27 protein-coding genes and 1 tRNA gene are annotated in these 24,951 nt (G+C 60.0%); 22 read left to right on the forward strand and 6 right to left on the reverse strand.

The annotated features are described in order from the left end of the window. Positions 1-170: 170 nt before the first annotated feature. From HY751_02900 to HY751_02910, 3 genes are all read right to left on the reverse strand, one after another. Complete coding sequence (locus HY751_02900) at positions 171-1,250, reverse strand: hypothetical protein (protein MBI4665342.1); 1,080 nt, start codon at positions 1,248-1,250, stop codon at positions 171-173. Between the two features lie 263 nt (positions 1,251-1,513). After that, positions 1,514-2,443, reverse strand: coding sequence for a malate dehydrogenase (gene mdh / locus HY751_02905; GenBank protein MBI4665343.1), 930 nt, complete (start codon positions 2,441-2,443; stop codon positions 1,514-1,516). Positions 2,444-2,503: 60 nt separating this feature from the next. Continuing rightward, the gene (locus HY751_02910) at positions 2,504-4,432 is read right to left on the reverse strand and encodes an aconitate hydratase (protein ID MBI4665344.1); all 1,929 of its coding nucleotides are present in this window, start codon (positions 4,430-4,432) and stop codon (positions 2,504-2,506) included. A 495-nt stretch (positions 4,433-4,927) separates the two neighbouring features. On the opposite strand from HY751_02910, the gene HY751_02915 reads away from it, so the two are divergent. Next, entirely contained in the window at positions 4,928-5,845 is a 918-nt protein-coding gene (locus tag HY751_02915; GenBank protein MBI4665345.1) for a tetratricopeptide repeat protein, read from the forward strand. Positions 5,846-6,321: 476 nt separating this feature from the next. Here the strand turns inward: HY751_02915 and HY751_02920 are convergent, their stop codons facing one another. Both HY751_02920 and HY751_02925 read right to left on the reverse strand, forming a co-directional pair. Further along, positions 6,322-7,173, reverse strand: a complete 852-nt coding sequence (locus tag HY751_02920; protein MBI4665346.1) for a TIGR02757 family protein — start codon at positions 7,171-7,173, stop codon at positions 6,322-6,324. A gap of 58 nt (positions 7,174-7,231) precedes the next feature. Beyond that, entirely contained in the window at positions 7,232-7,522 is a 291-nt protein-coding gene (locus HY751_02925) for a hypothetical protein (GenBank protein MBI4665347.1), read from the reverse strand. A 141-nt stretch (positions 7,523-7,663) separates the two neighbouring features. Here HY751_02925 and HY751_02930 point away from each other — a divergent pair, with 141 nt between their 5' ends. The 8 genes from HY751_02930 to HY751_02965 all read left to right on the forward strand — a co-directional run bounded on the left by HY751_02930 (position 7,664) and on the right by HY751_02965 (position 12,543). After that, the gene (locus HY751_02930; protein MBI4665348.1) at positions 7,664-7,912 is read left to right on the forward strand and encodes a zinc ribbon domain-containing protein; all 249 of its coding nucleotides are present in this window, start codon (positions 7,664-7,666) and stop codon (positions 7,910-7,912) included. A 12-nt stretch (positions 7,913-7,924) separates the two neighbouring features. Next, positions 7,925-8,263 carry a hypothetical protein gene (locus tag HY751_02935; GenBank protein MBI4665349.1) on the forward strand — a complete coding sequence of 113 codons (339 nt, stop codon included), beginning with the start codon at positions 7,925-7,927 and terminating at the stop codon, positions 8,261-8,263. A gap of 541 nt (positions 8,264-8,804) precedes the next feature. Next, positions 8,805-8,999, forward strand: a complete 195-nt coding sequence (locus HY751_02940) for a hypothetical protein (protein MBI4665350.1) — start codon at positions 8,805-8,807, stop codon at positions 8,997-8,999. Beyond that, positions 8,990-9,066: transfer RNA gene (locus HY751_02945), tRNA-Met, on the forward strand. Before HY751_02940 ends, HY751_02945 begins: the two co-directional genes overlap by 10 nt. A 169-nt stretch (positions 9,067-9,235) precedes the next feature. Next, positions 9,236-10,291: a tRNA 2-thiouridine(34) synthase MnmA gene (mnmA, locus tag HY751_02950; GenBank protein MBI4665351.1), complete on the forward strand. Its 1,056-nt coding sequence runs from the start codon at positions 9,236-9,238 to the stop codon at positions 10,289-10,291. Between the two features lie 22 nt (positions 10,292-10,313). Then, complete coding sequence (locus HY751_02955) at positions 10,314-11,084, forward strand: inositol monophosphatase (GenBank protein MBI4665352.1); 771 nt, start codon at positions 10,314-10,316, stop codon at positions 11,082-11,084. Between the two features lie 406 nt (positions 11,085-11,490). Then, positions 11,491-11,808, forward strand: a complete 318-nt coding sequence (locus HY751_02960) for a hypothetical protein (protein MBI4665353.1) — start codon at positions 11,491-11,493, stop codon at positions 11,806-11,808. A gap of 48 nt (positions 11,809-11,856) precedes the next feature. Further along, complete coding sequence (locus HY751_02965; protein ID MBI4665354.1) at positions 11,857-12,543, forward strand: MBL fold metallo-hydrolase; 687 nt, start codon at positions 11,857-11,859, stop codon at positions 12,541-12,543. Positions 12,544-12,666: 123 nt separating this feature from the next. Here HY751_02965 and HY751_02970 read toward each other — a convergent pair whose 3' ends face one another. Beyond that, positions 12,667-12,825, reverse strand: a complete 159-nt coding sequence (locus HY751_02970; protein MBI4665355.1) for a hypothetical protein — start codon at positions 12,823-12,825, stop codon at positions 12,667-12,669. 534 nt (positions 12,826-13,359) lie between these two features. On the opposite strand from HY751_02970, the gene HY751_02975 reads away from it, so the two are divergent. The 13 genes from HY751_02975 (at position 13,360) to HY751_03035 (ending at position 24,950) form a co-directional block, all read left to right on the forward strand. Then, on the forward strand, positions 13,360-13,851 hold the full coding sequence (locus HY751_02975) for a hypothetical protein (protein ID MBI4665356.1): 492 nt from the start codon (positions 13,360-13,362) through the stop codon (positions 13,849-13,851). After that, positions 13,851-14,450 (forward strand): hypothetical protein, encoded by a 600-nt coding sequence (locus tag HY751_02980; GenBank protein MBI4665357.1) that lies wholly within the window; start codon positions 13,851-13,853, stop codon positions 14,448-14,450. The genes HY751_02975 and HY751_02980 overlap by 1 nt, the downstream gene beginning before the upstream one ends. Then, positions 14,443-15,027: a hypothetical protein gene (locus tag HY751_02985; protein ID MBI4665358.1), complete on the forward strand. Its 585-nt coding sequence runs from the start codon at positions 14,443-14,445 to the stop codon at positions 15,025-15,027. The genes HY751_02980 and HY751_02985 overlap by 8 nt, the downstream gene beginning before the upstream one ends. Next, complete coding sequence (locus HY751_02990) at positions 14,999-16,459, forward strand: hypothetical protein (protein ID MBI4665359.1); 1,461 nt, start codon at positions 14,999-15,001, stop codon at positions 16,457-16,459. Before HY751_02985 ends, HY751_02990 begins: the two co-directional genes overlap by 29 nt. Before the next feature lie 3 nt (positions 16,460-16,462). After that, positions 16,463-17,731, forward strand: coding sequence for a DUF935 family protein (locus tag HY751_02995; protein MBI4665360.1), 1,269 nt, complete (start codon positions 16,463-16,465; stop codon positions 17,729-17,731). A 1-nt stretch (position 17,732) separates the two neighbouring features. After that, entirely contained in the window at positions 17,733-18,671 is a 939-nt protein-coding gene (locus HY751_03000) for a hypothetical protein (protein MBI4665361.1), read from the forward strand. Positions 18,672-18,792: 121 nt separating this feature from the next. Continuing rightward, the gene (locus tag HY751_03005) at positions 18,793-19,443 is read left to right on the forward strand and encodes a hypothetical protein (GenBank protein MBI4665362.1); all 651 of its coding nucleotides are present in this window, start codon (positions 18,793-18,795) and stop codon (positions 19,441-19,443) included. A 45-nt stretch (positions 19,444-19,488) separates the two neighbouring features. Then, positions 19,489-20,493 (forward strand): Mu-like prophage major head subunit gpT family protein, encoded by a 1,005-nt coding sequence (locus tag HY751_03010; GenBank protein MBI4665363.1) that lies wholly within the window; start codon positions 19,489-19,491, stop codon positions 20,491-20,493. 216 nt (positions 20,494-20,709) lie between these two features. Continuing rightward, positions 20,710-21,141, forward strand: a complete 432-nt coding sequence (locus HY751_03015; GenBank protein ID MBI4665364.1) for a DUF1320 domain-containing protein — start codon at positions 20,710-20,712, stop codon at positions 21,139-21,141. Positions 21,142-21,160: 19 nt separating this feature from the next. Then, on the forward strand, positions 21,161-21,616 hold the full coding sequence (locus HY751_03020) for a DUF1834 family protein (protein ID MBI4665365.1): 456 nt from the start codon (positions 21,161-21,163) through the stop codon (positions 21,614-21,616). Between the two features lie 38 nt (positions 21,617-21,654). Beyond that, on the forward strand, positions 21,655-21,885 hold the full coding sequence (locus HY751_03025; protein MBI4665366.1) for a hypothetical protein: 231 nt from the start codon (positions 21,655-21,657) through the stop codon (positions 21,883-21,885). A 2-nt stretch (positions 21,886-21,887) separates the two neighbouring features. Continuing rightward, complete coding sequence (locus tag HY751_03030) at positions 21,888-22,286, forward strand: hypothetical protein (GenBank protein ID MBI4665367.1); 399 nt, start codon at positions 21,888-21,890, stop codon at positions 22,284-22,286. Between the two features lie 18 nt (positions 22,287-22,304). Continuing rightward, positions 22,305-24,950 (forward strand): hypothetical protein, encoded by a 2,646-nt coding sequence (locus HY751_03035; protein MBI4665368.1) that lies wholly within the window; start codon positions 22,305-22,307, stop codon positions 24,948-24,950. The last annotated feature ends 1 nt before the right edge of the window (position 24,951 follow it).

The following is a 24,951-nucleotide window of genomic DNA, read 5'->3' on the forward strand; positions in this document are numbered from 1 at the left end:
CTGGAACCTGAATGCCTTGAAACCGTTTGACCGGATTAGGTATTTGAGCGATTTCACCGGACTTTTGAAAAGCCCGGCCACGGAAATCTGCACAGGAACTATTCTAGCATTTTTCCGGAGTGGGATGGTGGACGGCGGGGCTGGCTAATCCAAACTGGCTTTATTCCGCCCTACCCCGCCTGTTTCGAATAACGCTTAAGCCGTAGCCACACCGTGGAGCCTTCACCTTCTCTGGATTTTATTTCCAGCCCGCCGCCGTGCAACGCGGTTATCTCCCTGCATATGGCAAGCCCCAGCCCGGCGCCTTTTTCCCCGGCTGTGCCAAGCGTGGCCGCTTTGGAGTTTATTTCGAAAAGTTTGTTTATCCGTTCCGGCTCTATGCCCACGCCGGTGTCTTTCACCATGATAACTACATCATCACCTTCCGGCTCCGCGCAAAGGGTTACCGTTCCGCCGTGGTGTGTGTACTTGATGGAATTGGCCAGCAGGTTGCCCAGCACCAGCGCCAGCCGCTCTTTATCGGCGAATACCCACGCCTCGGGCCGCTCCAGTACCTCCAGGCGCACTCCCTTGTCCCCGGCCATGTTCCGGGCCGACTCCACGCATTCCCGGATCAGCGATACCGCCTCCACCGGCGCCGGCTTCATCTCCACCGTGCCCTTGTGGATGCGCGTAAGCTCCACAAGGCTTTCAAGCAGGTTTAGTTGCTGGATCGTGGAACGCTCCAGGGTTTCCACCACGGTTTTCTGCCATTGCCCCAAAGGCTCTTTGGATGACCGTAGCAGAAGCCGCAGAAGCCCGATGCTGGAGGTGAGGGGCGACCGGATATCGTGGGAGATTACGGACATTATGCGGTTGCGGAACGCCTCAACCTCTCGAAGCTTCTCGGCTCCGTTACCCGGCGCCGCCGATACGGGCTCCATGACGATAACATGGCCCATGGCCTTGTCGCTTTTAGAGAAGCGCGTTTTGGCCAGGCGGTAATGGATGGGTATCTTTTGCCCGTTAACCAGGGCCACGGTTTGGCCCTGCGCCTCAAAAGCCTCCCCCAGCAAGGTTTTGGGCTCGTGCAACACTACGGCCCCTTCGCCCGCAAAAAACGGATGGGCCAGGACGCTCCATTTCTTTCCGAACGCCCTGGGCGCCGGTATGTTGAAAAAGGTGGAGGCCGCCCGGTTAAACTGGGCCACCCGCCCATGCGGGTCCAACACCACAACCGCTTCCCGAATCAGGTCCGCCGCGCCGTTCATTCCATAAACCCGCCACCAGACTTTTTTTATCCTAAATAAATAACACATTTACCGGTTCAATGGAGAGGTCTTTTCGGGCTGTTGCCCAAATAGTTTAGCGCCGTTTCAGCGATGTCGTCCCGGGCGTAGCGCAAGCGGAGACCCGGGATCAGGGCCTCTTTTCAAATACATATAAGGTCGCGGCCCCGGCTCGCGCTTCGCTTGGCCGGGGTGACCGGGCTATATAAACCCGGCGGCGCAAATCAGCAAAAGTAACGGGACGGTTAAACCTTCAGCTGGCTCATGGAGGTTTTCACCGCCTCCGCCGACCTGTGGAGCGCATCCATCTCCTCCTGGGTCAGTTTCAGCTCGATAACCTTCTCGATACCCGTCCAGTTAAGTTTCACCGGCACGCCCATGAACAGGCCGTTAATGCCGTATTCACCCTCCAGGTAGGCCGCGGCTGGAACGATGCGGTTCCGCTCCAGCACGATGGACTCCACCATGTTCACCACCGAAGAGGCCGGGGCGTAATACGCCGAGCCGGTCTTCAGCAGTTTCACTATTTCGCCGCCGCCCTGCCGGGTGCGTTCCACCATGGAGTCTATCTTCTCTTTTGGCAGAAGTTCGGTGATGGGTATGCCCGCCACCGACGACAGCCGGGGCATCGGCACCATATCCTCGCCGTGAAGCCCAAGCACCGTGGCGTGCACGTCCTGGGTGGACACCCCAAGCTCCATGGCTATGAAGGAGCGGAACCGGGTGGAATCCAGCACCCCCGCCATGCCCAGTATCCTGTGCTTGGGCAGGCCGGTGGCTTTCATGGCAACCCAGGTCATGGTGTCCAGCGGGTTGGTTACAACTATCATGAAGCAGTTCGGCGAATACTTGATGGCCTCTTCCGCGCATTTCTTGACGATCCCGGCGTTTATGTCGCGCAGGTCTTCCCGGGTCATCCCCGGTTTGCGCGCCACGCCCGCCGTGATTATCACGATGTCGGAATTGGCGGTCTCCTCATAGCTGTTGAGGCCGACTATCTTGGAGTCGAACCCTTCCAGCGGGGCGGACTCCATAAGGTCCAGCGCCTTCCCTTGAGGTATGCCCTCCACCACGTCCACCAGGTAGATGTGCGCCAGCTTCTTGTAGGCCAGAAGCTGGGCGGTGGTGGCGCCCACGTTACCGGCGCCTATGACGGTTATCTTCTTCTTCGCCATTCCCGCTCCTTTTTAAAAGCCCTTACATGTTTTCGATTACAACGGCCGAAGGCCGCGCGATTATTTCGCGGCGGCCTTGGCGGCGGCGTAGCCTAATAAACCGCCCGCCTTCATCACGTCCAGGTCCCGGCCGCCCATGGCGTGTTTCACCGGTATCCGGGCGCCCTTGGTCTTGTTCACCACCACAAGGTTCCCCAGGTCGGAAGTGTCCAACTCCAGCTCATCCCCCTGGTCTATCTTGTCGTAGTCCGGCTCGTTGACGAAATTCAGCGGCAGGATGCCGAAATTTATAAGGTTGGCCATGTGTATCCTGGCGAAAGACTTGGTTATCACCGCTTTCACCCCCAGATACTTGGGCGCTATGGCCGCGTGCTCCCGCGAGGAGCCCTGGCCGTAGTTGGCGCCGCCGATAACAAAACCGCCGCCCGCGTCTTTAGCCCGTTTCGGGAAACTCTTGTCCACCCGCTCGAACACGAATTCCGATATGGCCGGGATGTTCGACCGCAGGGGCAGGACCTTCGCCCCGGCGGGCATGATGTCGTCGGTGGTGATGTTGTCCCCGGTCTTCAACAGCACAGGGCCCGACAGGGAGCCGGGCAACGCGTCGAACCTGGGCAGGGGCGCTATGTTCGGCCCGCGCACTATCTCCACCTTGGCCGACTTGGCCGGGGCCGCGGGCGCCACCAGCATGTTGTCGTTAATCTCATAAGCCTTGGGCAGGGTGACGCCCTTGTATTTCAGCCCCGCCTTGCGCGGATCGGCTATCTCCCCTTTCAGGGCCGAGGCCGCCGCGGTCTCGGGGCTTACAAGGTACACGCCCGCATCGTCGGTTCCGGAGCGGCCCTTGAAGTTGCGGTTGAACGTGCGCAGGGACACCCCGGCGGAGTTGGGCGCCGCCCCCATGCCTATGCACGGGCCGCAGGCCGACTCCAGTATCCTGGCGCCGGCGGCTATCAAAGTGGCCAGCGCGCCGTTGTCGGAGATCATCTTGAACACCTGCTTGGAGCCGGGGCTGATGACCAGCGAACAGCCGGGATGCACCGTTTTGCCCTTGAGCATGTTGGCCACTATCATCAGGTCGCGGTAAGAGGAGTTGGTGCAGGAGCCTATGGCCACCTGGGTCACCTTCACCCCTTTAAGCTTCCGGGCCTCTATGACGTTGTCGGGCATATGGGGCTGGGCTACCAGCGGCTCCAGTTTCGACAGGTTGATAACAATCTCCTCGTCGTAAACCGCGCCTTTGTCCGGCCCCAGCTCTTTCCACGCGTTGGCCCGTTTCTGGGCTTTCAGGAACTCGAGGGTCTTCGCGTCCGAAGGGAATACCGAGGTGGTGGCCCCAAGCTCCGCGCCCATGTTGGTTATGGTGGCCCTGTCCGGCACGCTGAGCGTTTTCACGCCCGGGCCGGTGTATTCCATTATCTTGCCAACCCCGCCCTTCACGGTCAGTTTGCGCAAGACTTCCAGAATAACGTCCTTGGCGGACACCCAGGGGCCCATTTTCCCCTCCAGCCGCACCGAAAGCACTTTCGGGCAGGGAAGCTCGAAAGGCTGGCCCGCCATGGCCATGGCCACGTCCAGCCCGCCAGCGCCTATGGCTATCATGCCAAGGCCGCCCTGGGTGGGCGTGTGGCTGTCGGAGCCCAGCAGTGTGCCGCCGGGCACGCCGAACCGCTCCAGATGCACCTGGTGGCAAATGCCGTTGCCCGGGCGGGAGAAGTGGATTCCGTACCTGGCCGCAACGCTCTGGAGATACAGATGGTCGTCCGCGTTCTTGAAATCGGTCTGCAGAGTGTTATGGTCAACGTAGGATACGGAAAGCTTGGTCTTCACCCTGGGGATCCCCATGGCTTCAAACTGGAGGTACGCCATGGTGCCCGTGGCGTCCTGGGTCAAGGTCTGGTCAATACGGATGGCGATCTTTTCGCCGGGATTGAGGTTGCCCTCCACAAGATGGCTCTTTAATATCTTCTGTGTAAGATTGAGTCCCATGCTGTCGTTCTCTCCACGCCCCTTGTTTTTAATAATTTAGACATTCCCCGCCTTAAATACACTGGACGAATCACCGTCTTGAAAAACACCCGGGAACCCTTGCGGCACATCGTATCCAAGCATAGTTCGGGACATAAATTGTGTTCTTTTTCCAAAATAAAAGTCAAGCTCAAACTGCCCGGTTCCGCGGATTATTTGCCCCCTTCCGGCTTTGCGTTGCCCCCCCCCAACCGCGTCCCCGTGGCCGCCCGACCACGGCTCCTACTGTAACGCTTCCCCATGGTCGCTGACCACGGTTTCCTGTGCTGGCAACCCGTTGACTTACCATGGGCGATTAGCAAATCGCCCCTACTGGATATCGCCCCACCTCGGCTCCTGCTCTACCGCTTCCCCGTGGTCGCCCGGCCACGGACTCCTTAGCCCGCTTTTAACATTGCGTGAAACGTAACGGGTGGTAACATATCCACTCATCCGGATTCGAGAGGTGTTTTGTAAATGGCTACCAGCTCCATCGGCCATGTGCGGCATGTGCTGTTCCACGTGCTAAAGAACGGCCCCGCCAGCGTGCTGGATGTGGGTATCGGGTTCGGCCGCTGGGGGTTCCTGTGCCGGGAGCTTCTGGACGTTTTCCACGAACGGGTGACAAAAGACAAATGGAAAACCCGCATCGAGGGTATCGAGATTTACGAGCCATACATCCAGCCCCACCAGCGTTACATATACGACCAGATCCACATCGGCGACGCCAAAGACGTTATAAACACACTGGGCCGGTACGACATCATCATCATCGGCGACATGCTGGAGCATCTCACCAAAGACGACGGTTGGGCGCTTTTCCATTCGGCCATGGAACGGGCCAACATGGGCCTTATCTTAAACCTCCCTATCGGCAAGGAATGGCTAAGGGAAACGGGCTCCGAAAACAAATATGAAGACCACCTTTCCTGGTGGGCGCTGGACGAATTCGCGGACCTAAAGCCGGACACCTACCTGACGAAACTGGAGAACGGCATGGAGCACGCCTCCATGTTCATCAGTTCCTCCGAATACGGATATATCATCCTTTTGGGCGACGGGGAAAACGCCGAGAGCCAGGGGCAGATACAACAGGCCGCCGAACGCTACCTGGCGGCCATAAAACGCGTTCCAACCCGCCCCGAGGCGTACATAACCCTGGCCAACATGCTCATAGGCCACGGCCAGACCGCCGACGCGGAGAACATCCTGGCCTCCATGATCAACGCCTGTCCAAATTTCACCGGCGGCCGTTTGTTGCTCGCCAACCTTCAGAGGATCACAGGAAACGCGGACAAGGCGTTGGAGAACGCCCGCGCCGTCCTGGAACAGGCGGGAGACAATCAGGAGCTCAAAGACCAGGCTGGCGACCTTATCGGCCGGATACAGGGCTAACGCGCGAAACAGTTCTGCCCCTTTATGTCGTCCGTTGAACGCTTCCCCGTACCCGCCCATCAACCGCTTCCCCGTGGTCGCCCTTCCACGGTTTTCCAACGCTTCCCCGTGGTCGCCCGACCACGGACTCCTGTGCTGGCAACCCGTTGGGTTACCCTGGGCGATTAGCAAATCGCCCCTACTGGATATCGCCCGGCCACGGCTCCTGCTCTTCACCCCTCCTTCGATGGAGGGGTTTGGGGAGGGTGTTTTCTGATTCCTACCCGGGGTCGGGCGACCCCGGCGAAGCGGATGAAGCAAGTTTGGCCATAAAGGAGGTGCCCCTCCAACCGCTTCCCCGTGGTCGCTGACCACGGTTTTCCAACGCTTCCCCGTGGTCGCCCGACCACGGACTCCCGTGCTGGCAACCCGCTGGGTTACCCTGGGCGATTAGCAAATCGCCCCTACTGGATATCGCCCGGCCACGGATTCCCGCGTCATTCCGCGTGCAACCGTGAACACACCGGGTCCAGGTCGCACGTCCTGCATTTCTCCGGATCAACCTGCCGCACGCAATAGCCCAGCTTGCCATATGAGCAAATGGCGAAATCGTATTTCACCGGGTCTTGCGGATCCAGCTTTCTCAAAAACCTTGTAAGCTCCAGCGCGGCTTTCCAGTCGTTGGCGTTGCGGTCCAGCATGCCCAGTTGACGCGCTATGCGCCCCACGTGGGTGTCCAGCGGAATCACCAGCCGCGCGGTGGATATGGCCCCATGCCACGGGCCGGGATCCACGCCGTCTTTCCTTACCAGCCAGCGCAGGAACAGGTTCCACCGTTTGGATGCCCCGCCCAGCGACGGGTCGGCCAACAGCGTGTTGAACGACTGGGCGTTTCTACCCGAATACCGGCGAAGATGGGTCACGAAGTGGGTTAGCCCCGGCAATATGGTTTCTTCCAAAGGCGCGTCCCCTTCCAGAAACAGGGCCTTTAACGAACCATGTTTCCGCCGGGCGCTCCCTATGGCTTTTATGAGGGCCGAAAGGTCTTCCCGCTTGTTGAACCGGTACGAAAACCCCCGCATCCATTTCCCGTCATCTTTCACCGCGAACCGGTCGCAGAACTCCGCCGGGGAGCAGTCCATGGAGCGCAAAATGCTGTGTACGTTGCGCTGGATAAGGTCCGCCCGGCCATAGGCGAACACGCCAGCGATGAGGCACGAAACCTCCAGGTCCGCGGGGTTGGAATCAAACTCCAGGGCGGCGGCCAGCGGGTCTGGCGCAAGGTAGCTTTTATTGAACCGTTTTAAAAGACGGTCCAGATGGGGTTTTATAACGGAGGGGTCTATCATCGGAGAGCGTCCTTCACCCGGCCATTTAAAGCCATGCCGGGTGAAGGCGGTATTAAAGTTACTCCGCCGAACCTGCGCCAGCGGCCTTTTCGGCGGCGGCGTTCAGGGCCGCTTCCTTGGCGGCTTTCAGCTTGGCCGCTTTCTCGGCGGCCTTGTCCAGGTTCTTCTGCCGGTTGGTCCCATACGCCTCCTTGCGGGCGCCAATGATTTTTTCAACCTTCAGTTTCCGCTGGGCGCGTTTCACTTTTTTCTTCGCCGCGCGCAGGGCCACGGCGTCTTCACCGCCCTTTACGGCTTTCAGCTTTTCCGTAGCTTTCGCCAGTTTGCCGGCGGTAGTTTTATCTGCCATTTTCCTTATTTCCTCTCAATATTAAAAACGCCTTCCGGCGTGGCCTTATGAAGGGTTCCTATATTACCAGTTGAAATTGAAAATACAACATTTTTTGGATATTATAAAGGTTCAAAGCTTAATTGGAGTTTACCCGGTTTTATGCCCATTTACGAATATACCTGCGCGGATTGCGGCGCCGGGTTCGAGGCGCTGGTTTTCACCGCCGAAAGCGCCGCCTCGCTCACCTGCCCCAAATGTTCCAGCGGTTCGATTGTAAAGAAAATGTCGGTCTTCGCCCCGTCGGTGGCCCATTCCGGCCCGGCTCTGCCGCCCCGGTGCGAAACCTCCGGCCCCTGCGGCTCCCCCAACATGCCCGGATGCCGTAGCGGCATGTGCGGCCTGGGCTAAAGGTTTTAAACCATGAGCGAACTGTCCACCACCAACGTTTTAATGCGCATCAACGCCATCAAAACCCTCTTGCGCAACCGCCCCACGCTCCTTTCCATCCTGTTCCCCGGCGACGGCAAAAGGTTCGACACCACAGCCAACCCCGACACGCTGGACCTGGAGGACACGGCGGACATACTGGCCCGCCTGGCGTGGGACATATGGAACGGCGCCGGATCCGTGGAGTTCGACAGGGTCCTGCACGAACTGCCGGAGGAGGATTTCGAGGCGTTCATAGACTCCATGAAAGATTTCGCCGCCCTGCGCAAAAAGATCCGCCACGCCTACGCCACCGGTACGCAGAACGACTGATCGGCGTTACCGGCTCCCCCCCACTCGCACTATAATCGCTTCCCCGTGCCCTTCTTTCGATGCTTCCCCGTGGTCGCCCGACCACGGTTCCCTGTGCTGGCGGCCCGTTGACCTACCCTGGGCGATTAGCAAATCGCCCCTACTGGATATCGCCCGACCTCGGCTCCTGCTCTACCGCTTCCCCGTGGTCGCCCGACCACGGATTCCTATGCTGGCGGCCCGTTGACCTACCCTGGGCGATTAGCAAATCGCCCCTACTGGATATCGCCCGACCACGGCTCCTCTTCCACCGCCGTCCCGATGCGTTCCCTAACAACGTTTTTACAGGTAGTGTCCCAGTTTGAAAGTGCAGGGGAGGTTCTTCACTTACGCTCAGAATGACAATATAAAATCCGTTGATAACATTGTCATCCTGAACGAAGCGCAAGCGAAGTGAAGGATCTGTCCATTATTTGATATTCAAACTGGGACACCTTTCTACACATATTCTTGACATGACGCTCCCGGCTGGATAGAATTTTCATTTCATTCGGTTTTCGGGATGAGCGTAACGGAATGCGCCGTGTGCGCCTGGCGCGCCACGTGCAACTTGAAGTTCCAGTACCAAACCACCTCCCTGCATTGCAAGGAGTACACGCGGGATATTCTGTTGCCAACCGGCAAGGAGGGCGAAGCGGAACGCCCCGCCGGAACGAAAACCGGTGATGCCAATCACACAGTTGATACGGCGGAGTAGCTCAGGTGGTTAGAGCAAGCGGTTCATATCCGCTGTGTCGGGGGTTCGAGTCCCTCCTCCGCTACCATTATTCCCAATGTAAATACAATTGGTTGGCTCACCACCGCCCAGCGGATGGCTCCATCCGCTTTGTAACCCTCCCCTAAATTAGCGCCATTATAATTGGAGTTCTCCGGTATATTTTTACCCAGATAAGGATAGCTTAACCAATGAACTCCAAACTGATCCTGATGGCCATGAGCGGGGGTGTGGACAGTTCCGTCACCGCCGCCCTGCTCAAAGACGCTGGCCATCGCCTCATCGGCGTCACCATGAAGGTGTGGGACGCTCCGGAAGAGGTGGAAAGACGCCATGGCGCCTGCTGTTCGCTGGACGACGCGGAAGACGCCCGGCGGGTGGCGGAGAGGTTGGGCATCCCCCATTACACCCTGAACACGCAGAACGAGTTCAAAGAGAAAGTGGTGGACTATTTCGTCTCTGAATACCTCAAAGGCAGAACCCCGAACCCCTGCGTCCTGTGCAACTCCGAGGTAAAGTTCGACTACCTTTTTAAAAAAGGCGCCTCTTTCGGCGCGGAGCTGGTGGCCACGGGCCATTACGCCCGCATTGGCGAGTTCATGGGCCGCAAAGTCATCCTTAGGGGGCATGACGACACCAAAGACCAAAGCTATTTCCTGTTCTCCATCAAACCCGAAAGGCTTGACAGCATCCTGTTCCCCCTGGGCGGTTATTCAAAAACCCAGGTAAGGGCGATGGCGGATAAATACGCGCTACCCGTGGCCCAAAAGCAGGAGAGCCAGGAGATTTGTTTTATCCCCGATAACGATTACGGAAGGTTCATCCGTAGCCTGCCCGAGGGTAAAAACACCCCATCGGGGGATATTGTGGACGACACCGGTAAAAAGATCGGCGTCCACAAAGGCTATCCTTTCTACACCGTGGGCCAGCGGCGCGGGCTGGGTATCGGCCATTCCGAACGGCTATACGTCACCGCCATCGAACCGGAGCGGAACAGGATAGTGGTGGGCCATAAAGACTCCATATACGGCAAGGCACTGCTTGCCCGGGGGATGAACTGGTTCGTCCCGCCGCAGGAGTTGGCCGGGCTGGCGTTGACCGCCCGGATCCGCCATCAGGGCAAAGACGCGCCGGCGCAGGTTACGCCGGGCGAAAATAATTCCGCCACCGTCGAATTCGAGTCGCCGCAAATGTCCATCACCCCCGGCCAGGCGGTAGTCCTGTATCATGAAGATGCGCTGTTGGGCGGCGGATGGATCGAAAAGAAGGTGTGAGATGAGTTATCTGGACATAGACCTGGAACAGGCCCTCTCGGTGGCCAAACGGGCCGCCCGGGAAGCCGGAAAGATACAGGAAGATTACCGCTCACGCGGGTTCACCGTGGGCAAGAAGGGGGAAACCGACCTGGTGACCGAGGCGGACCTGGCCTGTGAAGAGGCCATCATCCGCGTGATACGGGAAACCTACCCGGACCACGATACCCTGGCCGAGGAAAAAGGCGGCTCCGGCGCCTCCTCCCCTTTCCGCTGGCTTATAGACCCGCTGGACGGCACCACCAACTTCGCCCACGGGTTCCCGGTTTATTGCGCCTCGGTGGCGCTAACCTATGGCGGGGAGCCGCTGGCCGGGGCGGTGTTCGACCCCACACGGAACGAAATGTTTTACGCCGCCGAGGGGCGCGGGGCCTACCTTAACGGAGACATTATAAAAGTGTCCGCCACGAACGACCTGATAAGTTCCCTGCTGGCCACCGGGTTTCCCTATGAGATACGCGCGGTGGAGCAGAACAATATTAAACACTTCACCAATTTCGCCATGCTGTCCCAGGCGGTGCGGCGGCCCGGCGCGGCGGCCATAGACCTGTGTTATGTCGCCTGCGGCAGACTGGACGGGTTCTGGGAGTTCCATCTAAAACCGTGGGACATGGGCGCCGGAGCGTTGATAGTGGCCGAGGCGGGCGGGAAATTGTCCGCCAGCGATGGAACAAAACTGGACCTTTACCGCGCGGACATCGTAGCCAGCAACGGCCACATCCACAAGGCCATGCTTGACACGCTGGCGATGTAGATAAACCGTGGCCGCCCTTCAATCGCTTCCCCGTGGTCGCTGACCACGGTTTCCCGTGCTGACAACCTGTTGAGTTACCCTGGGCGATTTGCAAATCGCCCCTACTTGACATCGCCCTACCACGGCATCCTTTCGCCACCCCGTGGCCGCCCTTCAATCGCTTCCCCGTGGTCGCCCGACCACGGATTCCCGTACTGGCAACCCGTTGGCTTACCCTGGGCGATTAGCAAATCGCCCCTACCGGATATCGCCCGGCCACGGCTCCTTTTCCCCGCCTTAACAAGGAGGGGTGGCGAAGGCGAAGCCTTTCGCCGGGGCGGTTCCCATGGATGCAACAGCGTCTTCAAATATTCGTAATATCCTCCCTCGTAAAATAATGCGACCATATCCGGCAGGAGGCGCCATCATGAAATCCTGCAAACATCTCCAGCCGCTGGTAGATGTTTTAAAACTTCGCGGCGGCCGGGTCCTGGCCCAGCACCGGAACTGGTCGGAGGACAAAGGCTATACCGGCTCGTCGCTTTATTACGACCTGGTGTTCAAACCATCCCTTAAAACCGAGGCGGGGCTTAAACCGGACATCCGCTACCAGGTGTTCGGCATCACCGCCCAATACGCCGGGTTTTTCTGCGACCGGTGCCAAAGCATGATAGCCGGGGCAAACCCGGATTACGATCCGTCCAATCCCCCAAAGTGGACACCCTTCACCCCGGACGGCGTTTAGCCACGCCCGCATTGGCCCTCATCCCGCCAGGGGGTGTATATTAAATTTATGGCAACGATAAAGAATCGGCTGGAAGCCAACGATGAGGGGTTAACCCAAACCCGCGCCCTGTTCCCCCAATTGATAGACGGCGAAGTGTTTTATTGCGGGTTCAACTCGCCGCTCAGCTTCGGCGCCTCGTCATACTTCGTCCGAAGGCCAGAGGGGAACGTGTTGGTGGACTCGCCCCGGTTCGAGCCGGAGCTAATCGAGAAGTTCCAGTCCATGGGCGGCATCGAATATATTTTCCTCACCCATAAAGACGACGTAGCCGAACACTCGGCTTTCGCCGCCCATTTCAAGGCGAAACGGATACTGAGCGGTTGGGACCAGCGCCGCGGGCTGGAGGATGTGGAGATACTTATAGATGGGCAGGACCCGGTGAAACTGGCGGACGACCTATTAATAATCCCCGTGCCCGGCCACACCAAAGGCAGTATGTGCCTTCTGCACAAGGGTTTCCTTTTCACCGGCGACCATCTGGCGCAAAACCCGGGCCACTCCCATCCCACCGCGTTCAACAACCATTGCTGGTATTCGTGGAGCGAGCAGATAGCCTCCATGAAACGCCTGGCGGAATACGATTTCGAGTGGATACTTCCCGGCCATTCCGGTAGCGCCCACTACACCCTGCCCGAGATGAAACAGAAAATGGCCCAGTGCATAAGCTGGATGGAGTCTGTCACCGTGCGGTAGCTATAGTTCCCCCCAGCGCGCCTTTATAATTGCTACCCCGTGGTCGCTGACCACGGACTCCCGTGCTGGCGACCCGTTGAGTTACCCTGGGCGATTTGCAAATCGCCCCTACTGGATATCGCCCTACCACGGATTCCCCACGTTTTTCGCTACCCCGTGGTCGCTGACCACGGCATCCTCCTCTTCCCCACGTTTTTCATCTTTATCATCTTTTTCAAATCCCTCAAGTCCTTCAAATCCTCCAAATTCTCCTTTTCCTCCACCTTCGATTAACCTTCGCAAACATAGCGGCTAGACTGCGTTCCGTGGCTGGCTGTGGCTGGCCGGGCGGCGGGCCTTGGGAACCCGATGACGGGTTTATTAAACCCTCGGCCAACGCGGGGTCTTCCAAACCCCGCCGCCGGTATTTGGCGGGGGCTGGCCCCTATAAAGGACCGGCCCCGCCACAAACGTAACGAAGGAGGCTGAAGTGATTACGCGATGGATGGAACGGCTCCCGGGCGTCCCCCTCTCCGGAACGGTTACCCCCAACCTTGCCGGATCCCGCCTTACTGGGTTCCCACCCGCCCCGTTCAACATTCGGGGCATGGCCCGGCGAACGGGAGCCGTCCCTTCCACCGCGTATCCTCAACCCCATCTTTTTCCCGGGGGCGCGTTAGTCGGGCTCTCAAACCGTTTTTCGCCACCTTCGCCACGTCATCCCGGGCGTAGCGCAGGCGAAGACCCGGGATCATGGCCTGTCAGCGCCATGCTTGAGGCCGTGGCCCCGGTTCGCGCTCCGCTTGGCCGGGGTGACAGCTCTTTTACCGCGCTTTTATGCGCCATTCCAGCGTGACCATGGAAAATTACGTTTTGTCCGACAACCGTTTCCTTCTGGCCGTCATCGGCGTCGGCTGGTCGGCTTTGCTGGCCCTGCTTCGCCGCGCCATCGCCCAGGTGGAGGGGAAGATAGACGACAACGCCAGATCCGTGGCGGAGCTGAAAAGCCAGATGGGCGCCAGCATGGGCGAAACCAAGTACCGCATCGAGCGGAGCCTGCGCGACCTGCTGGACGATTACCGCGCCGAGCTAAAAGACCTCTCCAACCGCATGGATACGGCCATGGAGGCCCGCCGCGCCGAATTGGAAAGAATCTCCCGCCACCAGGCCGCCAGCGACTCCGCCACCAGAAAAGCGCTGGAAGAGCGCATCGAAAACGAGCGGCGCCATCTGGTCACCCGTCACGAGTTCAACCTGCTGGCCGCTAACCTTCAGGGGATGGTGGAAGCCATATACAACCACGTCATTTCTCATGGAGTCAAAAACTGATGGCCCAGCCAAGACAGACAGACAAAATTCGCGCCCTGCGAAGGCTCTCCCTCCAGCTTCTGGCGGGGCTATACCTCTTCCCGCAGGCAGACCGGGCCATAGCCGGCGCCCTTCGAAAACGCTTCCCGGACATGGACGCCAAATCCGTCCGGGACTGCCTTTCATACCTCGCCAAGAAAGGTTACGTTTCCATCACCCGCTTGGGCGACGGGGCGCTCTCCGCGCAGATAACCCCCGCCGGGATAGACATAGTGGACGGCGCCATGGAAGACGACGGCGTGCTTCCCGGCAGGGCAGACCTTTCGGCCCTCACCGCCAAGAAGTCCATCCGCCAGGCCCTGCTCAACTATTGCCGCCAGTTCCCGGAATCCTTCAACGGCGACGACGAAATGGGCATGACCCTGGCCGACCAGGGCATGGAGCGCGTATTGATAGACCAGGTGCGGTTCCACATCTGGTACTTGTCGGGAAAAGGTTTTCTGGACCTGAGGTCGCAACCCGTGAACGGCGACGTGGTCTATCTGGCCCGCATCACCGCGCTGGGGATGGACGTGGCCGACGGCATAGCCGCAGACCCCGGAGTTACCGGCCATGAGTAACACTTCTATTACCCTCCGCGCCGTTCCGGACGACATGGAGACCCAGGCCATGGAGCTGAAGCGCCACTTCAAACAGGAAGGCGCCAGGCTCATCCGCGAGTTTCTGGAGCGGGCCAAAACCGGTAGCGACGTGGAAGACATGGCCGCCCTGCTGGAGCTGGCCATATACCGCGACCTCCTGCGCAGATACGCCGACGACGACAAGGCGCTGGAACGCATCTCCATGGAACAGCTGTTGAAACTGGATATTTATTACCGCAGGGCCAGGTTGCAGGCCCGGCGCGAGGAGAGCCGGAGCAAAGACAGCGCGGCCATTAAAAAAACCGCCGCCCGCCTGTGCGTGAAGATCCTCGCCAAGGTGGAGGAGATGTCCGGCGAAGAGGACCAGGAGAAGATCCGCGCCCTGCGCGCACCGCTTCTAAGCTGGGCCGGGGCGGAGTTCGACAGGGAATCTATCGAGGAAATGGAAAGGGAGAACGATGGAATCGAACGGTTATCGGCGGCCATGCTCAACGGCGCCGGGGATTGTGGCGAGGAGCGGGCCGGAAATGGAAAAGCTGTTGGGCTGGCTGGCTGATCCCGCCAATTTCGCCGAGGGGCTTATGGGCGCCAACGGCCAGGCGGTAAAGCTGGACCCGTGGCAGAAAAGCTACCTGCGCAACCCGGCCAAGCTTGTGTGCCTCCTTAAAAGCCGCCGGGTGGGAGGCTCCTGGATAATGGCCATGAAATTTTTCATCCGCTCCCAGACCCGGGGGCGCTACTCCGGCGTGTTCGTAAGCATGAACCGGGAAGAGGCGCGGGGAAAAATAGATTACGTGGACGAGTTGCACGACTCCCTTCCGCTCCGCTGGCGGTTAAAACGCGTCCGCCGGAGCAAGGACGAGATAGCCTTTGTAAACTCCAACGGCCGCCGCGCCGTCTTGCGTTCCCTCGCCGCAAAGGCCCCGCGTGGCCGGGGCGGCGACGTGGGCATCTCCGAGCTTCCCCATTGCTGGAACTCCCAGGCCATATACGAAGGCGCCCTGCACGTCACCGCGCGGAATATGGATGACATCTTGACCATCGAGTCCACCCCCCTGGGCAAGGGGGGCGTGTTTCACGACGTTTGCCGGGGTGTTTATCCGGGCTTCGTCCGTTACGAAACGCCATGGTGGCTCTGCTCGGCGCTGTGCGTGGGCGTGGCGGAGGCCGCCCAAAACGCCCCGTCTATGGATACCGGCGCCCGGGTGGCCAAGTACGGCTCCGCCAGTTTGAAAACCATTTTCGCCTCCATGCCCCTGCGGGCCTTCCAGCAGGAGTCGGAGCTCGAGTTTTGCGACATCGAGAACGCCGCATTCCCCATGAACGTCATCATCGCCTGCGCCGAGGCGGATTTCGCCGAAGACCCCGGCGCGCATTTGGTGTTCCGCAAGGTGGCCCGCGTCCCTTCGGATACGGATTGGGAATGGCTCCGCCGCAACCGCAAGGGAAGGCTTTTCGCCGGGTTCGACCCGGGCAGGAAAAAAGACCAGGCCGCCATGGTGATACTGGACTTCCACGCGGGAAGGTTTGAAACCCGCATGACCGTATCCATGCGGGATACTCCTTTTGCCCGGCAACGGAGCGCTTTGGAAACGGTCCTTTCCCTCGGTTGCGCCGGACTGCGGATGGACTCCACCGGCATCGGCATGGACATGGCCGAGCGGCTCCAACGCGCCTATCCCGGCGTGGCCGAAGGCGTAACGTTCACCCTCCAGTCCAAATCCCGCCTGGTGGCCGGGGCCTACAACGCCTTCGCCGACCGCAGGATAAAGATCCCAGCCGACCGGGAACTGATGGCGGAGATAGGCTCCATCCGCGAGATAGTCACCGGGTCCGGCGCCACCATTTATCAGCCCGAAGGGGGCGAGGCCCATCACGCCGACTTGGCCTGGAGCCTGTTCCTGGCGCTGGACGCCGCCCGGCGTGAAGACCGGCCCGCCACGTCGGATTATGTCTCCGTGTCACGGCGGCGCGGGGCTCTGGTTTAACAAATGAAAGCAACAATGGAGAAAGCCGCGATGACACGAAAGCCTGTCCCGCGAAAAGGGGAGATAATCCCCACCCGGCCTCTCACCTTCTACGCCGGGCTCGCCCCCCGCGCCCTTACGCCCGGCTCCCTCACGGCGGTGTTGAACGGGCTGGACGCGGGTGATGTGGCCGAGGCCATGGCCCTGTTCGATGAAATGGGCGAGAAAGACCTGCACTTGGGCGCCGTATCCCAAACCCGCGCCCTCGCCGTTATCTCCAAGGACCGTGACGTGGCCCCCGCTTCTTCCTCCGCCGGAGATGAAAAGATAGCCGCCTTCGTGCGGGAGGTTTTCGAAAACCTGCCCCGCAAACAGTCTCTGCTGGCGTCACTGATGTCGGCCTTCAGCCACGGGTTTTCCATGGCGGAAATGATCTGGGACGTGTCCGGGGGTCAGGCCGTTGTCACCGAGATAGCCCCCCGGCCTCAAAAGCTGTTCACCTTCGTGGATTATGAAGACCCAGCGCGCCTGCTGGATTTCCCGAATTACCTGGATCCCCATAACCGCGCGGGTATAAAACTGCCCCGCGACAAGTTCATCTTCCACAAAACCGCCCACGGGCCGGGGGACGTTTTGAAATCCGGGCTCTATCGCGGCATCGCCTGGTATTACCTGTTCACCAACTATACCGTGAAAGACTGGCTGTCGTTCATGGACATATACGGCATCCCCCTGCGGCTGGGCAAATACCGCCCCACCGCCGATGAACAGGCCCGCTCCACGCTCAAAGACGCCGTGGCCAATCTGGGCTCCGACGCGGCCGCGGTCATCTCCGACGACACCACCATAGAGTTCATCCAGTCCGCCGTCTCCGGAAACAGCGCCCTGTATATGGACGCGGTGGAGTTCTTCAACCGGCTTAAATCCAAGCGCGTGCTGGGGCAAACATTGACCACCGAGGTTTCCGGTGGCTCCGGCGGGGCCTACGCCCTGGGCAAGGTGCACGACCTTGTGCGGCAGGACATCCTGGCCTTCGACTGCAAAGCGCTGGACGAAACCCTCACCCACGATTTCGTCCGCCCCCTGGTGGACGTAAATTTCGGCCCTCGCGCCAGATATCCGCGCGTCGTCACCCGCCTCACCCGCGCCGGGGAGTCGGAGGAAAAACTGGCGCAGTTGAAAACCCTCATAGAACTGGGCGCCCAGGTTCCCGCCCGGGTGGCGGCGGAGATAACCGGCGTGCCGCTCATCGGGGATATGGACTCGCCCCTCTCTCCCAAAGGAGGCAATTGAAATGAACGGAACGGTTTTGGACGCAAAAGACGGTTACACCCTTATAGCGCCGCTGGGGGTTTTCCCCCATCCATTGGGCGAACAAGTGGTGGACCGTCAAACGGCGGAGCGGATTTTAAAACAGTTTCAGTCCTGGGGCCGCGACGTGGTGGTGGATTACATGCACGAATCGCTGAAAGAATGTGGCCGCGCCCCCGCCGCCGGATGGGTAAAAACCGCCACAGCCCGTCTTGCCGAAGATGGCGTGGAGGCGGTCATCGAATGGACCGCCGGGGCGTTGAACGCCATTGAGTCGAAAGAGTACCGCTTCCTGTCGCCGGTGTTCATCACCGACGGTAAAAGTATAAACGGCATTCTCAACCTGGGATTGACCAACAACCCCAACATCCACGCAATGCCCCCTTTGGTTAACGAATACCCAATCAACAAGGAGACCATGATGACCAGTGATTTAAACCGATCCATAAGGGAAATTCTGGGGCTGGGCCCCGACGCGCCAGACAGCGCCGCGCTGGAGGCGGTAAAGGCGCTACTGGAAAAACCGTCCGCGCAGGCGGAGCCGTTAAAGACCGCCCTGGGCGACAAGGTGGCCCTGCTGGGCCTCACGCCGGACGCCACTGAGGAAGAGATTCTGGCCCGCATCGAAGAGATGGCAAAAGAGGCCGCCCGGGATGTCGAGTCGCAGACCACCCAACTGGTAAACGATGCGGTATCGGCGGGCAAACTGCGCCCCGCCCTGGCCGGGTGGGCCAATAACCTCGCCAGAAAAAACCCCGAGGCTTTGAAAGTGTTCCTGGCCAACAGCGGCCCCCCGGCGCCGTTGGGGGGCTACATCACCACCTGTTCCTCCGGGAAAAAACCGGTATCGGAGAGCGAGGCCAACGTTTGCGCCCTGCTCAACATCTCCGAGTCCGATTTCGCTAAATACGGAAACCTGTAATTCACCGTAGGACCGTTTCGTGAAGCGCCCGCATAAAACCGTGGGGCCGTTTCGTGAAGCGCCCGCATAAAACCGTAGGGGCGCTTCGTGAAGCGCCCTGCAAGAAAAGGAGATCAATAAAGTGGCCAACCTTACATCCGACAGAAAATCCATCCGCAAGGACGGAGCGCTCTTCGCCTACCCCGTGGCCGCGGCAACGGCTGTGTACTCCGGGTCGCTGGTGAACCTGAACGCCTCGGGCTACGCCGTGCCCGCCGCCGACAATTCCGCCCAGACTTTCGCGGGCAAGGCCGACTACCGCGGCGACAACCTCACCGGAGCCAACGGCGACGCCAGCGTGGAAGGGCGGCGGTCGGGCGTGTTCGAGTTCAACGCCTCCGGCATGAGCATGGCCGACATCAACGCCGACGCCTACGTGGTGGACGACAACACCGTGGGCCGGGGCGTCGTGGCCCAGCCGGTGAACGTCACCGGCGTATCGCTTAAACGGATACCCATGAGCCGGGGCGGTTCCCGCCAGCTTTCATACACCGCCACGGGAACCACTCTCGCCTATGGCGGCGGAACCGCCGTTAACGTGGGCGCGGGCGGCGAATTCGTACTCACAGCCGCCGACGGCTCGCAGATATTGGCGCTGGTCACTTCAGCTTCTTTGCCAGGCTCCGACCAGGCCGACACCATCCAGCTCCGCCACATCCGTTGCGGAAAGATCGTGGAGGTGGTCTCCTCGGCGTCGGTGTTCGTGGACATACTCTCCGCCTGCAGGTTCTAGAAGGACCGTTAACCGTAATAACCCATTAAAGGAAGGTTGTCGAAAATGCCTCACATAACCATGGCTCTTCTTTTTCTTCTGGCCGCAGTGGCCGCTTACGTCTCTGGCGATGGCGAAAGCTCCGCCCATTCGGCCATGTGGCCGGTCATCCTTGGCCCGGTCATAAACCGGCAAACCCTGTCCGACACCATGCGGGGTTTCAAAACCGTTTTCTCAAAAGCCTACGAGGCCGCCATCACCCACTCCAATGACCTGGCCATGCGGGTGGACTCGAAAACCAAACAGGAGGAGTACCGCTGGCTTGGCGCCTTCCCCGGCTTGAAAGAGTGGATCGGCGAGCGGGCCGTCAAAGACCTGGCCATGAACGGGTTCGTGATAAAGAACCGGGATTTCGAGGCCACCGTGGCCGTCAGCCGCAACGACGTGGAAGACGACAACATCGGCGTGTACGCCCCGCTCTTCTCCCAGCTGGGCGAGAACGCCAAACAGCACCCCGACGAGCTTATCTTCAGCATGTTGTCCGCCGGGTTCACCACCCCATGTTTCGACGGCATGAATTTCTTCGACACCGCCCATCCCAACGGCGCCCTCTCCCCTTGGAGCAACAAGGGTGTGGACCCGCTCTCCGCCGCCTCTTACGAGGCCGCGCGGCAGGGCATGATGAGCCTCGTCAACGAAGACGGCAGGCCCATGCGCGTTATGCCGTCGCACATCATCGTGCCGCCCCAGCTGGAAAAAGAGGCGCTGGACATCCTCCGGGCCGACCTTGCCACCGGGGCCGTCTCCAACGTGTGGAAGAACTCCGCCGACGTGATAGTGGCGCCGGAGCTTTCCGCCACGCCCACGCACTGGTTCCTGGCGTGTCTGAAAAAACCGGTGAAACCTTTCATCCTCCAGATGAGGAAAGAGGCGCAGTTCGTCTCCCTGGACAACCCCGACGACGAGAACGTGTTCATGCGCAAGGAGTACATCTACGGCGTGGACTATCGCGGCGCCGCAGGTTATGGCCTGCCCCAGCTCATTTTCGGCTCCACCGGCGGGGCTTTGTGAAAGGGCTGGCGGCGATAATCATGCCGTGCGCCTTATTGTCATCCCGGCCAAGCGACAGCGCGAGCCGGCATCAGGACAGAGCCTGATGCCGCGTCAAGCGCGGCATGACCACCCCTCCCGCTGGCCGGGGTGTTTCCGCCCTCTCCCCTCCTCTCCCATGGCGGGCCGTTTCGTTTCGGCGAGGCGGCCCGCCACAAAAAAAGGAATGGTGAATAAATGTCTTACTGCGTGATAGACGACATAACAAAGAAGCTGGACGAACGGACGCTCATCGAGCTTACAGACACCGCCGGAACCGGAACCGTGGACGCCGCGAAGGTGGAACGGGCCATCCGCGACGCCGACGCGCTCATAGACTCGTTCGTGGCCAAGCATTACAAGACCCCCATGAGCCCGGTTCCCGCGCTGGTGGCGGACCTTTCGGCCACAATCGCTATCGTCAGCCTGCACCGGTTCCGCTCGGTGGAGTCGCCCGCATGGTCGCAAGCATACGACCGCGCCATGACGGTATTGAAAGGGGTGGCCGAGGGTAACGCAACCCTTGACGGGGCGCCGGAAAATCCGCCACCCGCCGATTCGGTGGCCTCCGCCCTCACTTTCTCCGCGCCGGGCCGGGTTTTCTCCCGCGACTCTCTTAAAGGGATGTGACCGTTACCAGAGGTGATCCATGAACTACACCATAAGCGAGATAGAAGACGCCGTCCTGACAGCCCTGGCCCCCATGAGCGTGGCCAACGGCGGCCCATTGAGGACTCTGGGCTCCTACGAAGGGCAGTTCGAAGAAGCTCTGACCGGGCGCGACCAGACAATAGTACTTCTGCCCGCCGCGCTGGTCACCTTCACCGGGGCCACATATCTGCCCGATGACGAGCCGTGTTTCGAGCGTACCGTGCGGTTCGCAGTCCTCCACGCCTCCATGAACTTGAAATCGGAGCCCGCCCGGCGGCGCGAGGTTTACACGCTGTTGGAAACCTCCAAGCGCTTGCTGTTAAACCAGACGTTGGGGCTGGAGATTACGCCGCTGGTCCTGGAGCGGGAAACCGTGGTGGAGTCGTCCCGTTCCGTCACCGTTTACGGCGCCGAATACAGCCTCTCTTATCAGGAAGACCTGTCCGCCTACTGACCCGGGCATCAACAATTAACCGCTGGAGTTTTATCACTATGAATTACATCAAAACCGGAGCCGGAACGGTAACGCGGTTCCTTAAAGGCGGGGCGGCGCCCGCCACCGGCGCGGTTAAACCTTTGTCGAAACCGCAATCAGCCGCCCATGGGAAGCCAGCCGCCGATCAAAGGCGTTACGCCCGGTCGAAAATCGCCCCGGAGATTAACCGTTACCTCATCCGGTCTGGCCGTAAAAGCATGTTCTCTGGCGGCGTGGAGGGATTATAGCCATGGCTGTAAAACCGGAAATGGCCTACCCCTCCTTCGCCTCGGCCACGGCCACCTTCGCCCCATCCCGCTGGCCGGCCATCGAGGGCGCCGGGTTCACCTTCATAAGGTTCGAGGCGGAAGGGCGTTCCGCCGGAGGTTCGTTTTTCCGGCAGACCTCACCCGTCACCGAGCGGCGGATTCAGCTGACCTACAAATTCCTCACCACCGCCGAGCGGGACTCTTTTATGTCGCCCTCCGGCTCCGGGTTCCTGGCAACCGCAGGTGGCGCGCTGTTTGAGTACCGCAACCATGACGGATCCGTCCATCAGGCGCGTTTGGCCTCCGTGTCGGTGGACTCTTTCCCCACAGGGCCGGGCAGATGGACCCTCGGCCCCATAGAGTTGCTTATCACCGGCTGAATCCTATCGGAGATTGACGTGAAAACATTATCTAACACGATGTTGGCCGCCCTGTCCTCCGGCGTCATAAAACCGGCATGGCTGTTGAAGCTTGCGATGAAAGAGGGCGCCGCACCGGGCCGCGTGTTCTATCTCGCCGACAGGCCTGTAACCCTCTGGGGCGCAAACTGGCTTCCGCTGGTGAAACAGTGGGGCGGCATAGACAGGTATTTCGACCCCAACCTGGGCGGCGTCAGCGTGTCGGACATCACCGTGGAGCTTGTAAACTTCCGCGAGGCTCTCGGCCCCGGCGAGCCCAACATAAGCTGGTATTTCAGAAAATACGACCTGGCCGCGTCCACCGCCACCATCTATCTATGGCTGGACGGAGCCGGTTTGATGGAGCCATCCGGTTCCAGCCAGAACGACCTGCTCACCATTATCACCGGCGCTCCGGAACTGGCCGGGGAGATAACGCCCTTCATATGCCCGCTGGACATCGTGGCCGGCCACTCCGGAGCAGACCCGCAGGAAACAAAGCTGGGCGACCTTCTCACCGGCAAATACAGCGCAAACCAGTGGGAAGGCCTGCCGGAAAACCTCGTTGGGCAATGGAAACCGCAGGTCTTCGGCGATAACGCCGTTAGCGATGGCGTGGCCCTCTTACAGCCCAAACGGGCGGGCACACTGGCGGGCCCCGATGCGCTTTTCGACCCGGCCACCGGAGTCAATTACATATTGGTGAATTTCGGCGCGTCCGGCGCGGATGCTATCCCATTCCCCGCCCCGTGCGACATTTATCTGGGCGACTGGCGCGTATCCGTCATCGCCCCTCCCTACAAGATTTCCGGCTCCCTATGGCGTTACGACATCGGCGGTTCCGGCCCCGCCAATTACTTCATACCCACGCCCCTTCTGGGAGCGGAGCCTTTATTCATCCCCAGCGCCCAGGGTTTGTGGAGGCGTTCAGACGAAACAGGCTATGGCCCATACTCCAGCGCCGAGCCTCCTACTGGCGTCCCGTACCAGTTCCATCACGGCCCTTCGGATACCGGCAATGCCAGCGACGGCCACAACCCCGGCAAGCCGGGGCCGTTCATAAAATCCATTTTCGTCAACGGGGAAGAGCTTGCGGCCGCCGATTACGTCATAGACAATCCGTTCGGCATCGCATGGCTCAAGCTGGCCCGGGCCGGGGCGCTGGGCAAGATAGGCAACCCAAAATCCATCCTTCTAAAGTGGACGGCGGTGGATCCGGTCTTCACCACCGGCGACCAGTTTTTACGCCCCCAACAGCTCACCGCGCAATATCCCTATGGATACAACGCCGACACCAACCCGTGCATCCTCGGCGATTTCGCCGTGCCTGCCTCCGGCGGCGGCGCGCCCGCTTCCACAACCCTGGGGCTTATAAACTCCATCCGCTATCCATATATAGGCGCCCGCCTGGCCTCCGTCCGGTTCGTAATGCGTTACACGGGGCTGGAGGTTTCCACCGGCTCGTTCAACCTGGAGATTTTCGGGCAAAGCTACTCTTTCGCCGCCTCGGAGTTAAATGACGGCGCGGGCATCGCATCCTCCGGCTGGTGGCTCAACAAAGATCAAAAAGGCGCCCAGTTCGAGATTTGGCCCAACAACAACGGCTATCCGTACACCCAAACCAGCCCCGACCCGCGATATTGGGACATCCTCGAGCTTTCCCGCGATGTCACCGCCGACGCCATAAGCGCCATTGATGGCGCACATGGGTTCGACGACCGGGTGCGGCTCTGGTTCTCCGGAACCCAATGGCCGCTTACCAACAGTTTCATTCTGCTCTCGGTGGAGTTGGAGGCGCTGTTCGATGGGGTGGAGTCCGCCCTGGAATCTCCCAAGGTGACCGCCATCATGGGCGACAGCGCCGTTACCGCCGGAGACATCATCCAACGCATTCTGCCTTCCGGCTCCATCGGTTCGGGTTTTACGGACCCCTCCCTGCCCGCGCTCCAATACCGGGTGGACTCCCAGCAGGACGCGTTCACTTTCGCCTGTTCCGTGGCATTAAGCTCCAACCGCGAGCTATCGTTCAACAACAGCTCCGGCAAGTGGGACCTGGTTGAAAAATCCGCCATCACCAGCAATTTTAATCTCCCGCCCGCAACCGGCGGGCTGGCGGTAATAAACGAAGCCGGATTACTGGCCGGTGATGACGGCGCCCCAATGATCAGCCGCTTGCGTTCCGCCCCGCAGTCGGTGATAAACGAAGTGGCCGTCACCTATACGGACACTTCCGGAGCCGTTATCACCTCCACTTTCCGCGACCAGGGTTCCGTGGATGTTTATGGGGTCAAACGGCTGGAAACCGTAATGCCCGCCACAGCCTCTACCCAAACCGCCGAAGAATACGCGCTGGAAATTCTCAACGAGTATTGCGACGTGGCGGACTATTACAAACTAACCTTCCCTCTGGGGCCCGCGCTGGCTTTGGAGCCCAACGATATCGCCACCATCAGCGCGTCCATGGATTCGCTTTCGAACACTAAAATGCGTGTGGTCTCGGTGGAGATAGACCCGGGAAACCTCGCCGAGGGCGATTTTTCCACCATTACACTAAACCTTCGGCGGTACCTCAAGGCCCGTAGAGGCTATGGACAAACCACATTCGGCCAGGCCCCTTTCGGCCTTGGCCAGATTCAGGAGAACTGAC

Source organism: Nitrospinota bacterium (genome assembly GCA_016208975.1).
Lineage (GTDB): Bacteria > Nitrospinota_A > UBA7883 > UBA7883 > JACRLM01 > JACQXA01.

What these genes read in the sequence shown, in the direction of transcription:
- HY751_02900 (MBI4665342.1), bottom strand. Translation starts at nt 1,250, where the DNA reads ATGAACGGCGCGGCGGACCTGATTCGGGAAGCGGTTGTGGTGTTGGAC.
- mdh (MBI4665343.1), bottom strand. Translation starts at nt 2,443, where the DNA reads ATGGCGAAGAAGAAGATAACCGTCATAGGCGCCGGTAACGTGGGCGCC.
- HY751_02910 (MBI4665344.1), bottom strand. Translation starts at nt 4,432, where the DNA reads ATGGGACTCAATCTTACACAGAAGATATTAAAGAGCCATCTTGTGGAG.
- HY751_02915 (MBI4665345.1), top strand. Translation starts at nt 4,928, where the DNA reads ATGGCTACCAGCTCCATCGGCCATGTGCGGCATGTGCTGTTCCACGTG.
- HY751_02920 (MBI4665346.1), bottom strand. Translation starts at nt 7,173, where the DNA reads ATGATAGACCCCTCCGTTATAAAACCCCATCTGGACCGTCTTTTAAAA.
- HY751_02925 (MBI4665347.1), bottom strand. Translation starts at nt 7,522, where the DNA reads ATGGCAGATAAAACTACCGCCGGCAAACTGGCGAAAGCTACGGAAAAG.
- HY751_02930 (MBI4665348.1), top strand. Translation starts at nt 7,664, where the DNA reads ATGCCCATTTACGAATATACCTGCGCGGATTGCGGCGCCGGGTTCGAG.
- HY751_02935 (MBI4665349.1), top strand. Translation starts at nt 7,925, where the DNA reads ATGAGCGAACTGTCCACCACCAACGTTTTAATGCGCATCAACGCCATC.
- HY751_02940 (MBI4665350.1), top strand. Translation starts at nt 8,805, where the DNA reads ATGAGCGTAACGGAATGCGCCGTGTGCGCCTGGCGCGCCACGTGCAAC.
- mnmA (MBI4665351.1), top strand. Translation starts at nt 9,236, where the DNA reads ATGAGCGGGGGTGTGGACAGTTCCGTCACCGCCGCCCTGCTCAAAGAC.
- HY751_02960 (MBI4665353.1), top strand. Translation starts at nt 11,491, where the DNA reads ATGAAATCCTGCAAACATCTCCAGCCGCTGGTAGATGTTTTAAAACTT.
- HY751_02965 (MBI4665354.1), top strand. Translation starts at nt 11,857, where the DNA reads ATGGCAACGATAAAGAATCGGCTGGAAGCCAACGATGAGGGGTTAACC.
- HY751_02975 (MBI4665356.1), top strand. Translation starts at nt 13,360, where the DNA reads ATGCGCCATTCCAGCGTGACCATGGAAAATTACGTTTTGTCCGACAAC.
- HY751_02980 (MBI4665357.1), top strand. Translation starts at nt 13,851, where the DNA reads ATGGCCCAGCCAAGACAGACAGACAAAATTCGCGCCCTGCGAAGGCTC.
- HY751_02985 (MBI4665358.1), top strand. Translation starts at nt 14,443, where the DNA reads ATGAGTAACACTTCTATTACCCTCCGCGCCGTTCCGGACGACATGGAG.
- HY751_02990 (MBI4665359.1), top strand. Translation starts at nt 14,999, where the DNA reads ATGGAAAAGCTGTTGGGCTGGCTGGCTGATCCCGCCAATTTCGCCGAG.
- HY751_02995 (MBI4665360.1), top strand. Translation starts at nt 16,463, where the DNA reads ATGAAAGCAACAATGGAGAAAGCCGCGATGACACGAAAGCCTGTCCCG.
- HY751_03000 (MBI4665361.1), top strand. Translation starts at nt 17,733, where the DNA reads ATGAACGGAACGGTTTTGGACGCAAAAGACGGTTACACCCTTATAGCG.
- HY751_03010 (MBI4665363.1), top strand. Translation starts at nt 19,489, where the DNA reads ATGCCTCACATAACCATGGCTCTTCTTTTTCTTCTGGCCGCAGTGGCC.
- HY751_03015 (MBI4665364.1), top strand. Translation starts at nt 20,710, where the DNA reads ATGTCTTACTGCGTGATAGACGACATAACAAAGAAGCTGGACGAACGG.
- HY751_03020 (MBI4665365.1), top strand. Translation starts at nt 21,161, where the DNA reads ATGAACTACACCATAAGCGAGATAGAAGACGCCGTCCTGACAGCCCTG.
- HY751_03025 (MBI4665366.1), top strand. Translation starts at nt 21,655, where the DNA reads ATGAATTACATCAAAACCGGAGCCGGAACGGTAACGCGGTTCCTTAAA.
- HY751_03030 (MBI4665367.1), top strand. Translation starts at nt 21,888, where the DNA reads ATGGCTGTAAAACCGGAAATGGCCTACCCCTCCTTCGCCTCGGCCACG.